The sequence below is a fragment of the Labrys sp. KB_33_2 genome, assembly GCF_052114505.1.
GTDB lineage: Bacteria > Pseudomonadota > Alphaproteobacteria > Rhizobiales > Labraceae > Labrys.
Window position 1 is genome coordinate 317,088 of the sequence record NZ_JBFREW010000010.1, and the last position, 13,640, is coordinate 330,727.

11 protein-coding genes and 1 pseudogene are annotated in these 13,640 nt (G+C 64.0%); 4 read left to right on the plus strand and 8 right to left on the minus strand.

Going from position 1 to position 13,640, the window contains the following annotated elements; translation table 11 throughout:
* Window positions 1–36 precede the first annotated feature (36 nt).
* Both AB4037_RS19250 and AB4037_RS19255 read left to right on the plus strand, forming a co-directional pair.
* Window positions 37–411, plus strand: coding sequence for a nuclear transport factor 2 family protein (locus tag AB4037_RS19250; protein WP_441772598.1), 375 nt, complete (start codon window positions 37–39; stop codon window positions 409–411).
* A 141-nt stretch (window positions 412–552) separates the two neighbouring features.
* Window positions 553–1,833, plus strand: coding sequence for a cystathionine gamma-synthase family protein (locus AB4037_RS19255; RefSeq protein ID WP_441772599.1), 1,281 nt, complete (start codon window positions 553–555; stop codon window positions 1,831–1,833).
* Between the two features lie 29 nt (window positions 1,834–1,862).
* On the opposite strand, the gene attM is transcribed toward AB4037_RS19255, so the two are convergent.
* A complete protein-coding gene (gene attM, locus AB4037_RS19260; RefSeq protein WP_441772600.1) occupies window positions 1,863–2,654 on the minus strand; it encodes an AttM family quorum-quenching N-acyl homoserine lactonase in 792 nt (263 codons plus the stop codon).
* Between the two features lie 28 nt (window positions 2,655–2,682).
* The gene (locus AB4037_RS19265; protein WP_441772601.1) at window positions 2,683–3,084 is read right to left on the minus strand and encodes a tautomerase family protein; all 402 of its coding nucleotides are present in this window, start codon (window positions 3,082–3,084) and stop codon (window positions 2,683–2,685) included.
* 99 nt (window positions 3,085–3,183) lie between these two features.
* Here AB4037_RS19265 and AB4037_RS19270 point away from each other — a divergent pair, with 99 nt between their 5' ends.
* The gene (locus tag AB4037_RS19270) at window positions 3,184–4,038 is read left to right on the plus strand and encodes a LysR family transcriptional regulator (protein ID WP_441772602.1); all 855 of its coding nucleotides are present in this window, start codon (window positions 3,184–3,186) and stop codon (window positions 4,036–4,038) included.
* A gap of 84 nt (window positions 4,039–4,122) precedes the next feature.
* On the opposite strand, the gene AB4037_RS19275 is transcribed toward AB4037_RS19270, so the two are convergent.
* Window positions 4,123–5,553 (minus strand): hypothetical protein, encoded by a 1,431-nt coding sequence (locus AB4037_RS19275; protein WP_441772603.1) that lies wholly within the window; start codon window positions 5,551–5,553, stop codon window positions 4,123–4,125.
* 262 nt (window positions 5,554–5,815) lie between these two features.
* Here AB4037_RS19275 and AB4037_RS19280 point away from each other — a divergent pair, with 262 nt between their 5' ends.
* Window positions 5,816–7,396, plus strand: coding sequence for an alkaline phosphatase D family protein (locus tag AB4037_RS19280; RefSeq protein WP_441772604.1), 1,581 nt, complete (start codon window positions 5,816–5,818; stop codon window positions 7,394–7,396).
* A 141-nt stretch (window positions 7,397–7,537) separates the two neighbouring features.
* On the opposite strand, the gene AB4037_RS19285 is transcribed toward AB4037_RS19280, so the two are convergent.
* The 5 genes and pseudogenes from AB4037_RS19285 to dctP all read right to left on the minus strand — a co-directional run bounded on the left by AB4037_RS19285 (window position 7,538) and on the right by dctP (window position 13,515).
* Window positions 7,538–9,055, minus strand: a complete 1,518-nt coding sequence (locus tag AB4037_RS19285; protein WP_441772605.1) for a malonate--CoA ligase — start codon at window positions 9,053–9,055, stop codon at window positions 7,538–7,540.
* A gap of 10 nt (window positions 9,056–9,065) precedes the next feature.
* On the minus strand, window positions 9,066–10,490 hold the full coding sequence (locus tag AB4037_RS19290; protein ID WP_441772606.1) for a malonyl-CoA decarboxylase: 1,425 nt from the start codon (window positions 10,488–10,490) through the stop codon (window positions 9,066–9,068).
* Between the two features lie 27 nt (window positions 10,491–10,517).
* Entirely contained in the window at window positions 10,518–11,861 is a 1,344-nt protein-coding gene (locus AB4037_RS19295) for a TRAP transporter large permease (RefSeq protein WP_441772650.1), read from the minus strand.
* Between the two features lie 96 nt (window positions 11,862–11,957).
* A pseudogene (locus tag AB4037_RS19300) lies at window positions 11,958–12,473 on the minus strand (TRAP transporter small permease); the annotation flags it as partial.
* 1 nt (window position 12,474) lies between these two features.
* The gene (gene dctP / locus AB4037_RS19305) at window positions 12,475–13,515 is read right to left on the minus strand and encodes a TRAP transporter substrate-binding protein DctP (protein WP_441772607.1); all 1,041 of its coding nucleotides are present in this window, start codon (window positions 13,513–13,515) and stop codon (window positions 12,475–12,477) included.
* Between the last annotated feature and the right edge of the window lie 125 nt (window positions 13,516–13,640).

Here is a 13,640-nt window from a genome sequence, read left to right on the forward strand (position 1 = left end):
ACGAACGGTGTCACCTGCCTATTTGGGACAACCAAGATGGATGCCTCCGCAGCAGAAGCCGTGATTGCCGGCCAGCTCGCCGCCTATAATGCCCGCGACATCGAAGCCTTCATGACCTTCTGGCATGAGGATGCGCTGGTCTTCGAGCATCCTTCGACCTTGCTGGCGGCGGGCGCCGCCGAAATCCGGGCCCGCCACCTCGTTCGTTTTCGCGAACCCGATTTGCACGGCAAGCTGATCGGCCGGCTCTCGGTCGGCACCCTGGTGGTGGACCGCGAAATCGTCACCCGCAATTTCCCAGAGGGCCGAGGCGAGGTCGACGTGATGGCGATCTATGAGGTCGAGGACGGCAGGATCGCCAAGGCCTGGTTCAAGCTCGGCACGCCGAGGCTTGCCGCACAAGGGGACTGAAGAGCGACGTGTGCCAATCCACCCGGCCACGTTTCTCGCCCCTTTTCCTTCCCTCCATCGCCTCGCCTTTTGACAAACTGACCTCGCCGGCAGCACCATCCCACGGACCACCAGCGAGGCAATCCGTGAGAGGAGCCGGTCATGGCCGTCGATCGCAGCCACAAGCGCACATTGGGCAATCATCCCCTGCATCCCGAAACCCTGATGCTGGGCTATGGCTATGACCCGGCCCTGTCGGAAGGCTCGGTGAAGCCACCGGTATTCCTCACCTCCACCTTCGTGTTCCAATCGGCCGAGGATGGTCGCGATTTCTTCGACTATACCTCCGGCCGACGCTCGCCCCCCGCCGGCAGTGCGGCGGGCCTGGTCTATTCGCGCTTCAACCATCCCAACACCGAGATCGTCGAGGATCGCCTCGCCATCTATGAGGGCGGCGAAGCCGCCCTGCTGTTCTCCTCGGGCATGGCGGCCATCTCCATGGCTGTGCTGGCCTATGCCCGTCCCGGCGATGTCGTGCTGCATAGCCAGCCCCTCTATGGCGGCACCGAGACGTTGCTCGCCCGTACACTTGCCGATTTCGGCATCGGGCACACGGGTTTCATCGACGGTCTGCATGCCGCAACAATCAGTGAGGCGGCCGACAAGGCGATGACGGCGGGCCGTGTCAGCGTCATCCTGATCGAGACCCCGTCCAATCCGGTCAACACCCTGGTCGATTTCTCCCTCATCAGCGAGGCGGCCGATCGCATCGCCGAGCTCCAGGGTGCGCGGCCGGTGATCGTCTGCGACAATACACTGCTGGGTCCGCTCTTCCAGCGCCCCCTCGGCCATGGCGTCGACATCGTGGTCTATTCGGCTACCAAATATATCGGCGGCCACAGCGACCTGATCGCCGGCGCGGCCATCGGCAGCAAGGCCGTGCTGAAGCCCGTGCGCACCTTGCGCAGTGCCATCGGCACGCAGCTCGATCCCCACACCTGCTGGATGCTCGGCCGTTCGCTCGAAACCTTGTCGCTGCGCATGCAGGCGGCCGCACGCAATGCGATTGCCGTTGCCGACTTCCTGGCCGCTCATGCCGGCGTCGCCGCCGTGCATGCCTTGCACGCACTGCCGGAAGACAGCCCGGCGCGACGGGTATTCGAGCGCCAATGCACCGGCGCCGGCTCGACCTTCTCGATCGAGATCAAGGGCGGCCAGGCCGAGGCCTTCCGGCTGCTCAACGCACTCAAGGTGTTCAAGCTCGCCGTCAGCCTCGGCGGCACCGAGTCGCTCGCCAGCCATCCCGCCTCGACCACCCATTCGGGCGTACCGGCCGAACTGAGGGCCCAGCTCGGCGTGACCGACGCGACCATCCGGCTCAGCGTCGGCATCGAGAATGCCGAGGACTTGATCGCCGACCTCGCCCAGGCGCTGGAGGCCTGAGCGGGCAGACATGCTGGGGAACGGGCGCGTCAGTCGTAGAAATGCGGGGCCTGCCTGAAACCGGTCCAGGCCTCGGGATCGTGGCCCGGCACCACGATCGCCCCCACCCGGTCGGCGAGGAAACGCAGCTTGCGTACCGACCGCGCCACGTCGCTGGCCGAGCACATCAGGCCCGGCAGCGCCTTCTCGCTCCAATGATCCCAGGTATAGGCGGCATCGATCGCCAGCAGGAACGGCCCGCTGTTCGGAAGGTTGACCAGCACGGATTGATGGCCGGGCGAATGCCCTGGGGTGAACAGGATCCGGATGCTGCCATCGCCATAGAGATCGAAATCGTCGGTCGCCTCCCCCTCGAGGAAATGCCAGGCGAGGCCCGGCCGGTCGAAGTCACGGCGGACATAGGCTGCCGCCGCGAACCAGTCGGGGGTGAAGGCGTACTCATATTCCCGGCGCTGCACGATGTGCGTGGCGTTGGGAAAGCGACCGACGGCGCCGCTATGGTCCGAATGCAGGTGCGAGAGCAACACGAAGCGGATATTGCCGGGCTGGACGCCGAGAGCCTGAAGCTGGGCGAGGCAGCCTTGTTCGGGCGTCATCACCGGCCGGAAGACTTCGACGCTGCCACCCCAATAGGCACCGGGATCAGCAAGGCCTTCAGTCGCCAGACCTCCGTCGATCAGCACGGCTCCCTTCGGATGCATCACCAGGAACCAGGGAACCGGGATCTCGTAGTCCTCCCCCTCGCCCTGGTTCATCTTGATGTGGTGCGGCTTGCAGCGCTGGGTGCCGGACTGGAACATATACAAACGTAGACTAGACATTCGAAACTCCGACTGCCCGCCGAGGCGGTCATCCTCTCGCGCTCTCATGATAGTGGCGATCCTGGGTGATGCCGCCATAGCCATAGGTCGTCGCCCGGCAATCCACGATGTGGACATTGGAATGGGAATGAACGTTTCCAATTATCGCCGACAGCAGCTCAAAGGCCTGGGCGAGGAAGGCGGCCTTCTCCTCCCGGGTATTGGTCTCGTCGGTGACCGTCACTTCCAGGCGGAACGAGTTCTTGCCGAGCTCCGCCAGGGACTGCCCCGCAATGAACCATTGCTCATGCGGCAGATAGTCGACCGTCACCAGGGTGCGATCGGGCTCCTTGCGCAGGACGGTGCAGGTGAGACGCGCGACTTCGTCGGCAAGGCGGCGGGTGAGGCTGCCGTCGGCCTGGGCGGAAACGGTGAGAAAGATACCGGGCATGTCAGCTCCTTCATGGGGGACAGCGCCTGTATGAAGCGAAGCTTTCATTCGGAAAAGCAGGAAGATATGATATTATCCATCGGAAAATAGGATGGATAAATGCGCCCCTTCGACCTCGACCTGCTGCAAACGCTCGTCGCCATCGCCGAAACAGGCAGCCTGTCGGCAGCGGCGCCACGGGTCCACCGCTCGCAATCGGCCGTCAGCGAACAGATGCGCAAGCTCGAGCAGCATTGCGGCGTGACTTTGCTGGTGCGCGGCAAATTCGGTGCAAGCCTCACGCCGGCGGGCGAGCGCCTGGTCGTGCATGCGCGCCGGCTGCTGGCGCTCAGCGAGGAAGCTTTTCGCGATGTCCTGGGCATGCCACTTGCCGGCGATCTGCGCCTGGCCATCACCGACTATTTCCGCCCGGCGACGATCACGCTCCTGCTCAAGCGCCTGCGCGAGCGCTATCCGCAACTCAGGCTGCATGTCGCCACCCGCCAGAGCCTGATGATCGAGAGCCGCCGCGACTTCGACATCGGCCTGTCCATGCGCCTTCTCGACGACGACACGCCGGGCGAGGACGGCCGCATCCGGCTCGGCCGCGAACCCCTGTCGTGGGTGGCCTCTCCCACCCTTGCGCTCGATGGCAGCCAGCGCCTGCCGCTGGTGGTGCTTCCCGAGGCCTGCGCGCTGCAGCGCCTGATCATCCGCACGCTCAACCAGGGCGATATCGACTATGAGATCGCCCATTCGGCTGCCGGGGTCGCCGGCCTGCATCTGGCGCTCGCCGCCGGCCTGGGCGTGGCCTGCCTCAACCGTTCCGCCATACCGGCCGGCATGGCCATTCTCGACGCCGGTTTCGGCCTTCCGGCCATGCCCGACATCGAATTCTCCATCCTGCCGCCCCAGGCCGGCGAATCGGCCCTGGTAACGGAAGTCCGCCATTTGCTGTCCAAGGAGCTTGCCTGATCGCTTCGGTGCTCTAGACGCGAAGAAGGCGGCCTTTCAGGGAAGGCCGCCCGCCGAAAGCACAGCTTGCAGGTTGAAGGCGCCCTATTTCTGCGCACCCGGCCCGAAGGACTGACCGTTCACAGTGACCTTGCGGGCGAGACTGTCGAAGTCGATATCCCAGGTCAGCCGGCCGTCAGGCCCGGTCTTCGCCAGGCCCTTCAGGAAGGCGATGCCCATGGCGGCGCGCTGCGGCCCGGGGTCGGAGCCACCGGCCTTTCCGAGAGCGGCGGCGATTCCATCCAGATTGGAGGTAGAGACCGTCGCCTTGCCCTGCTGGGCGGGCAGCAGTGAGGTTTCCCCCTGCCCCTTCACATCGTAGGCGGGCGCCGTCAGGCTCTGGCCGAAGGTGAGCTTGGGCTGGTTCGCCAGAAGCAAGGGCATCAGCACCGCTTTTAAGGCGTCGGCCTGGGCGGGTTTTGCATCGGTGCCAGCCTCGATCATCTTGCCGGCGATCGTCTCGAGATCGAGCCCTGTCAGGTTGAAATCGAGGGTAGCTTTTTCCGGCACCAGGGACTTGGCCCAGTCTGGCATCATGCCGTCCGGCAGGACGAGACCGTTCATGGCCAGATTCAGGCCGACATTGCTTGTCTTCACCAAGCCGTTCGAGGCGAGATTGGTATCCACCGAGGCAATCTTGATGATGCCCTTGGGCGTCCCCACCGTCATGTTGTCATAGCGGATCTGCGCCGTCAGCGTTTGCCACAATGGCAATACGGCCTTCAGCTTGGCCCGCGCCTGCTCCTGGGCCGCCTTGCCATTGTCGCCAGCCTTGCGGGCCGCGAAATAGGCGAGGGCCTGCATGAACTGCGGGCTGCTGAAGCCACTGGCTGCGAAGGTCTCGTGCACGCGATCGGCGCGCAGCACCATGGGAGGGGCAGGGTTGGCCGGATCTTTGACGGTGACCGTCTCGACGAGGTCCAGGAGGTCGCCCGTCATGTTCAGGTCCGTCTTGCTGGCATCCCCCACCTTTCCGGTGATGGTGAAATCGATCTTGCCGATGCTAGCGTCGATGTCCTCGATGGGCGAGCGCATGGTGAAGACGGCCGACTCGCAGCTCATTGTTTGATCGGTGAATTGCACGGCCTTGGGGTCGAAAACGCCCTTTCCGATGCAATTCTTCAGGCGCTGGACCAGTTCGCTCTGAGGGCCGGCCTTTCCTGATTTGTAGGTGAAATCGAGCGAAGGCGTGGTCTGCTCGAAGATGTATTTGCCACCTCCCTGCGGCGTAAGGCGGGTGGCAAGCGGACCGAAGCTGAATTGTGCACCGTCAGCAGGCAGGCCGAGCTTGCTGCTGCTGAGATCGTAGACGAGATCGTAGCTGTCGCCATTGGGCTTGACCGTGACAATACCCTTCTCGATCACTTTCGGGCCAAGATAGCGAGCAATCTCTTCTCGGATCGCCTTGGCTCCCTGCTCGGTGGCAGGTTCTGCCATTGCCGGCGGCGAGACCAACCCGATCAGTGCGACGCTCACCAGCATTGCCTTGCGCGCAACACGGTGCTTACGCTCAGATTTCTTCAAGAAAGTCATAAAATACCCGGTCTGCTGCATGGAAGATCCCCGTCTCCCTATGCCATAACCCGATGCGCGCCGCCTGTGAATTTTTGCTGCAGGCCCCCGCATGAGACCCGTTCATCGCCCCTCTCGAGCACAGTTTACAATTCCTCCAACTATTTGACATGCCTCTGTCATGTCGGTGGCCAAGAAGGAGCGCAATTCAAGCCGGAGAGTCGCCATGCGCTTCATCGAAAGACCTTTGTCCCGCCGCCGCTTCCTGACCGCAACCGCCGCAACCGGCCTTCTCGGTGCAACGGGTTCGCTGGCGATGCCGGGGGTCTCCCGTGCCGCCGATCGTCCCCAGGTTACGGCCGGCCTGCAGTCGGGCGACGTAGCCGGCGACAGAGCCGTGCTGTGGTCGCGCACCGACCGCCCAGCCAATGCGATCTTCGAATGGTCGACCACCGAGAGTTTCAAGACCGTGAACCGGCTGCCGATGGTGACGGCCTCCCCCGAGACGGACTACACCGTGAAGATCCTGGCGGAAGGCCTGCCGGCGGACCAGGAGATCTTCTACCGCGTGCGCTTCCAGGATCTCGCCCATACCGGCGTCGAGAGCGAGGTCGTCACCGGACATCTGCGCTCGGCTCCGGCCGGGCTGCGTGACGTCTCCTTCGTCTGGTCCGGCGATACCGCCGGCCAGGGCTGGGGCATCGATGCCGACCGTGGCGGCATGAAGATCTATTCGGCCATGCTCAAGCACAACCCGGATTTCTTCATCCATTCCGGTGACAACATCTATGCCGACGGCGTGATCAAGCCCGAGGTGAAGCTGCCTGACGGCACCATCTGGAAGAACATCGTCACGCCGGAAAAGTCCAAGGTCGCCGAGACCCTCGACGAATATCGCGGACAGTACAAATACAACCTCATGGACAAGAATTTCCGCGCGCTCTATCAGCAGGTTCCTGTCATCACCCAGTGGGACGACCATGAGGTGACCAACAACTGGTCGTCCTCCAAGGACCTGCTCAGCGACGATCGCTACAAGGAAAAGTCGATTGCGGCCCTGGCGGCGCGCGCCGCACAGGCCTTCCACGAATATATGCCGATCGCCACCACTTTGGCCGAGCCGCGCCGGGTCTATCGCAAGATCCCCTATGGCCCGCTGCTCGACGTCTTCATGCTCGACATGCGCACCTATCGCGGCCCCAACGGCGACAATCTGCAGACCACGGAAGGTGGGGAAGCCGCCTTCCTCGGCGCCGAGCAGCTTGCCTGGCTCAAGCGCGAACTCGCCAACTCCAAGGCGACCTGGAAGGTGATCGCCGCCGACATGCCGCTCGCTCTGGTGGTGTGGGACAAGGCCGACCAGAAGAAGGGCTTCGAAGCCGTCTCCAACAACGACAATGGCAAGCCACTCGGCCGCGAGCTCGAATTCGCCGATCTCCTGCGCTTCATCAAGGCGGCCGGCGTGAAGAACACGGTGTGGCTGACGGCCGACGTCCACTACACCGCGGCCCATTACTACAACCCGGACAAGGCGGCTTTCCAGGACTTCGATCCCTTCTGGGAGTTCGTCTCCGGCCCGCTCCACTCGGGCACCTTCGGCCCGAACGACCTCGACATGACCTTCGGGCCCGAGCTCAAATATGTGAAGGCGCCGGAAGGCGGCCAGCAGAACCTGTCGCCCGCGGCCGGCCTGCAGTTCTTCGGCCATGTCGCCATCGCCGCCGACACGCGGGTGATGACCGTCACCTTGCGCGACGCCGCCGATGCCTCGCTCTGGTCGACCCAGCTCGAGCCGAAGCTCGGCTGAGTGTCATCCCGCACGCGGTGCAGCATGCAATGCTGCGCCGCAGATGCGGGACCGCATCGAGATATGGCCTCATCCGACTTGCGATCCCGGACCTGCGCTGCATCACTTCGTGCTGCAACGCGTCCGGGATGACAATATCGATCACCCCCGCGCGTAAAGATCGCGATAGGTCGTCTGCAGCACGTTCTTCTGGACCTTGCCCATGGTGTTGCGCGGCAATTCGTCGACGAAGAGCACGCGCTTGGGCTGCTTGAACTTGGCGAGGCGCCCTTCCAGGGTCTGAAGGATCGTTCGTTCCTCCACGGTGGCGCCGGGCTTGCGCACCACGATGGCCGTCACGCCCTCGCCGAAATCGGCATGCGGCACGCCGATGACGGCGCTCTCGAACACGCCGGGAATGCCATCGATTTCCGTCTCGACTTCCTTGGGATAGACGTTGTAGCCGCCGGTGATCACCAGGTCCTTGCCACGTCCGACGATGTGGACATAACCCTGGGCATCGATCTTGCCGAGGTCGCCGGTGATGAAGAAGCCGTCGGGCCGGAATTCCGACTTGGTCTTTTCCGGCATGCGCCAATAGCCCTTGAACACGTTGGGGCCCTTCACCTCGATCATGCCGATCTCGCCTTGCAGCAAGGCCTCGCCCGTCTCGGGCCTGGCGATGCGCAGCGAGATGCCCGGCAGCGGCATGCCGACGGCACCGGCCACGCGCGCCCCGTCATAGGGGTTGGAGGTGATCATGTTGGTTTCGGTCATGCCATAGCGTTCGAGGATGGCATGGCCGGTGCGCGCTCTCCATTGCTCATGGGTCTCCGACAGCAAGGGCGCCGATCCCGACACGAACAGCCGCATATGGGCGGTCGCCTCGGCCGTGAGGCTCTCCTGCTGAAGGAGGCGGACATAGAAGGTCGGCACCCCCATCATGCAGGTTGCTTCGGGCAGGTGGCGCAGCACCTCCGCCGCATCGAAGCGTGTCAGGAAGATCAGCGAGGAGCCTGCCATCAACGTGGTGTTGATGGCCACGAACAGGCCATGCGTGTGGAAGATCGGCAGGGCATGCAGCAGCACGTCGGCCTGGCTGAAGCGCCAATAGGCGGCCAGGGTAACGGCGTTGGAAGCCAAGTTGCCATGCGTCAACATCGCACCCTTGGAGCGCCCGGTAGTGCCAGAGGTGTAGAGCAGCGCCGCCAGATCGTCCTCGCCGCGCGCAACGTCGTCGAAGGCTTCCGGCGCGCTCCTGGCTGCCTCGGCGAGCGAGCCGTCGTCACGGCTTCCCAGGGTTGCAACGGCAGCGCCGAGCCGGGTGCCGATCTCGCCCAGTTCATCCGCCTTCTCAGGCGCACAAACCAGCAGGCGCGGTTCGGCATCGCCGACGAAATAGTCGAGCTCCGCCTTGGTGTAGGCGGTATTGAGGGGCACGAACACCGCGCCGGCGCGCAGGCAGGCAAGATAGAGAAACACCGCCTGTGGGCTCTTCTCGACCTGGACGACCACGCGGTCGCCGGTCTCGACCCCGTAGCCGCGCAGGGCGTTGGCATAGCGTCCCGACCAGGCAAGCACGGCGCCATAGTCGAAGCCGCTGCCGTCGGAGAGGGTCAGGAAGGGTCTCCCCGCTTCGGGCATCCGGGAACGGATCAGGCTGAACAGATGGTTCGACACGCAAATTTCCTCAGGGATTGGGACGAGGCCGCGGGGCCGGATCGGCGCTGCGGGTGGGTGGTGGCAGGGCCGGTACGGCTGTCTTGCGACGCATCGGCTTCGTTTCCGTGGCTTTCAGAAGCTTGCGCACGGCCGGGCTCGCGGCGATCACGCCCTGATTGGCGAAGGCCTCGTGATTGTCTTCGATGGCATCGAGATCATAGAGATAATTGACCATGAGACCGCCGGCCTGGCGCAACCCGTTCGACGAGACGTCACCCCGCCAGTTGATGCGTTCGAGGCGGGCGCCATTGCCCAGATGGAACCGCGCCACCGGATCGATCGGCGCACCCGATGGTGTCCGGGCCACCAGGAAATAATGGGCGGCAGCCGCGAGTTGCGCTTCACGCATGGCCTCTGCCGGCCCGGTTCCCCCGTGCTCCGCAGGACGGAACAGCCCCTCCAGCACCGTGAGGTCGGCCACGCCTGGAATATGCGGCTCCTCCTTGGCGAGTTCCCGCTTCAGCCAGCCCATGAATCCGGGAACCGGCGACAGGGTGACGAAACTCTTCAGCTTTGGCAGGTCGCGCCGGAGTTCCTCGACTACCTGCTTGATCAGGAGATTGCCGAAAGAAACGCGACGCAGGCCGACCTGGCAGTTGGAGATCGAGTAGAACACCGCCGTGGTCGCATCCTCGGCCCGGATCGGCTTGCGCTCGAGGGCGAGCAGCGGCGCGATGGTCGCCGGTATGTCCTGCATAAGGGCAACCTCGACGAACACCAGCGGCTCGTCCGCCATCTGCGGATGGAAGAAGGCGAAGCAGCGCCGGTCCGAAGGCTCCAGCCGGCTGCGCAAATCCTCCCAGCTATGGATGGTGTGCACGGCTTCGTACTGGATGATCTTGGCCAGGATGTTTGCCGGCGTCGTCCAGTCGATCCGCTTCAGCATCAGGAAACCCCGGTTGAACCAAGACGAGAACAGATGGGCGAGATCCGCATCGAGAGCCTCCAACTCCTCATTGTCAGGCAGGCCGGCGAGGACGTCCTCGCGCAGGCGCACCAAGGCGGCCGTGCCGCCGGCGGGGCGGTTGAGCCGGCGGAAGAGCTCCTGGCGCCTCGGCTCGGCAGCGGCGCTGAGTTCGGCCATGGTCCGGGGAGACTTGTCACCGAGATAGGCCTCTATCGCCGCATCCAGGCGCGGCTGGTCGGCGCCGAAGTTCTCGGCCAGCGCCGCCAGATGGCGGCGGCGCTGCTCGTCATCGGCCGCAGCATAGGCATCGAGCCATTGCTGCGCCAAGGCGACGCCGGAAACCTCGCCCCGGCCGGTCAGCAACGCATTGCTGAGAGCCAGCAGATCGGCCGATCGCACCTGGGATGAGGGGCGTTCGAGGCCGATGAGGCCCCTCCCCCGTTCTGCGACCGCTTCCAGGAATTCCTGCAGGAAGTTTCTGCTCATCGCTGTTCACCATACCCTGTCAATGGATCACCCCATGATCAGATCGGGCAGCCAGGTGGCGAGGCCGGGGATCAGACAGGCCAGCACCACCGCCACCGCCATCAATCCGACGAAAGGCAGCGTACCGCGCATGATATCCCCGAGCGGGATATCCGGCGCGATATTCTTGATCACGAAGATGTTGAGCCCGACCGGTGGATGGATCAGGCCCATCTCCATGACGATGGTCATCACCACGCCGAACCAGATCAGGTCGAAGCCGGCCGCTTTCAAGGGCGGCAGGATGATCGGCGCCGTCATCAGGATGATCGAGACCGGCGGCAGGAAGAAGCCGAGGACCACCACGAAGAGCAGGATCGCCGTCAGCAGCAGCCATTTCGACAGGTTCAGGCTGATGATCCAGGCTGCCGCCGACTGGCTGATCTGGAGATAGCTCATCACATAGGAATAGAGCAGCGACATGCCGATGATCATCAAGAGCATGGTCGATTCCCTGAGCGTGCCCGAAAGGATCGGCATCACCTTGGAAGGCCGCCAGATGCCGTACATGGCCGAGATCACGACCAGGGCCAGCACGGCGCCGACGCCGGCGGTCTCCGAGGGCGTCGCCCAGCCGGCATAGAGAACCACCATCACGCCGGCGAGGATGGAGACGAAGGGCACCACCCAGCCGACCATGCGAAGCTTTTGGGCGAAGGTGTAGCTCTCCTCGTGCAGGATGGCCGAACGAACGCCGGTGCGCTCGGCCTGGACCAGGGCCTGCCGCTTCTCCTTGCGGTAATGCAGCATCGCGTAGATGGCAAACATCGTCATCAAGAGCAGGCCCGGGCCGATTCCGGCCAGAAACAGCTTGCCGAGCGATACCTCTGCCGCCACCGCATAGAGCAGCATGGTGACCGAGGGCGGCAAGAGGATGCCGAGCGTGCCACCGGCCGCAATGATGCCGGCGGCAAAGCCGCCCGAATAGCCGCGGGCCCGCATCTCTGGGATGCCGGCGGCGCCGATGGCCGAACAGGTGGCGGGCGAGGAGCCGGCCATGGCAGCGAACAGCCCGCAGGCGACCGTGTTGGCCACGCCGAGCCCACCAGGAATGCGATGGAGCCAGGCATGCAAGGCCGAATAGAGATCCTTGCCGGCGTTGGAACGACCGATCGCCGCCCCCTTCAGGATGAAGAGCGGGATGGCAAGGATGATAACATTGGCCAGTTCCTCGTAGAAATTCTGCGCCAGCGTGTCGATCGAGGCGGCCGGCATGAACAGGATCATGAAGGTCAGCGCCACCACCCCGAGGGCGAAGGCGATCGGCATGCCCGAGAACAGCACGATCAGCGTCGCAGTACAGTAGGCAACGCCGATGCCCCATTGCGGCAGGCCGGTTAGTAGCGGCAGGGGTGGGCGCGACCACAGGGCGAAGGCGAGCACGGCGAGCAGCACGATGATGCACACCGGCAGCGATCGTTCCGCCACCTGCAGGGCGACCTGCGCAGCCAGCAGCACCATGCCTGCCGTCAGCAGGGAATAGGGAATCCACAAGGGTGGGCCCCAGGCCGAGTGCGAAGTCTGCTCGTCCACCCAGGCTTCATGGAGGAGCGAGCCCGATTTCCAGGCGAACAGCACGCAGAAGAACAGCACCAGCGCATCGACGACCAGCCGCCTGGTGCCGGCGGTCGCCGGCAGCCAATGGTCGAGGATGTCGATCCCGACATGGCCGCGTACCGCCTGCACCGAGGCCGCCGACAGGAAGATGGCACCGGCGATCAGGTAGATGGTGACTTCGTCCTGCCAGAGCACGGACTGGCGCGTCACATGCCCGGTGATGACGCCGAAGGTGAGGACCACAGCCGCCGCCAGCAGAGCCACGGCCGAGAGCCGAAAGGCGACGGCGTTGACAGCCCCGAACACCCGCCGCACCGCTCCCGCCTGTTCCGCCGGGCGGGTTTCGTCGGCGGCGAGAATGGCGTCGTGCTGGATCGAGCCGCCCATCTCACGCCACCTTCTGTGCTAGCTTCAGCAACTCCGCGGCCTCGCTCGAGCGCGCCGCATAATCCTTCCAGGAACTGGCCTCGGCGACCTTGCGCCACTCGGCGAGGTCGGTCGCGCTGAAATCGGCGACTTCGACACCTTTGGCGGCATAGACCTTGGCGACCTCCTCGTCGTCGTGCTGCGCCTGCTTGGTGGCCCAGCCTTCCATTTCGGCGCCGACATCCAGGAGCGTCTTCTGCTGATCGGCAGGCAGGGCGTCGAAGATCGTCTTGGACATCAGCAGCGGTTCGAGCATGAACCAGAAGGAGCCTTTTCGCGCCGAGGTCAGCGATTTGGCGAGTTCCTCCAGGCGGAACGAAATCAGGCTGGTCGACGAGGTCACGGCGGCGTCGAGCGCACTGGTCTGCATGCCGATATAGATTTCGTTCGAAGGCATGGTAGAGACCTGCGCCCCGGCGGCGGTGAACATCAGATCCATTTCCCGGCTGCCGCCACGGATCTTCAGCCCCTTGGAGCTGTCGGGCGTCAGCACCGGCTTGCCGCGCGAGGCCACGCCGCCGCCCTGCCAGACCCAGGCGATGATCTTGATGCCCTTGGCCTCCAGGATGCCGGAGAGCGCCTTGCCGATTTCGGCATTCTTCCAGGCGGCGCCCTGCTCATAGCTCGTCACCAGGCAGGGCATCAGGCCCAGATTGGTGGCATGCAATTCGCCCCCGGCATAGGCGACGGGAAACAGCGACATGTCCAAGGCGCCGCGCCGCATGGCCGAGAACTGCGCATTGGTCTTCATCAGCGAGGCATTGGCGTAGACGTCGAATTTCAAGGCGCCGCTGGTGCGCTTTTCCACCTCGGCGGCGAAGATGCGGCAAAGCCGATCGCGAAAATCCCCCTGCTCGACGGTGCCGCCGGGAAACTGATGCGACATCTTCAATGTAGTGGCGGCGCGGGCTTCCCCGGCCGACCGGATGATCAATGGCGTTGCAAGTGCGGCAGTCAGGATCTGCCTCCGGGTAAGCGACATCTGCCTCAAGGCAAGCGACATGGCGATTTCCTCTCATCCATCCGAGGCTGGCTGGTTCCGCCTGCGGTTGCATTCACCATTATTGCAGTTTTGAAACAGTTACAATAAAATTGTATACAAGTTTTACGAGATTGACTCCATCACCT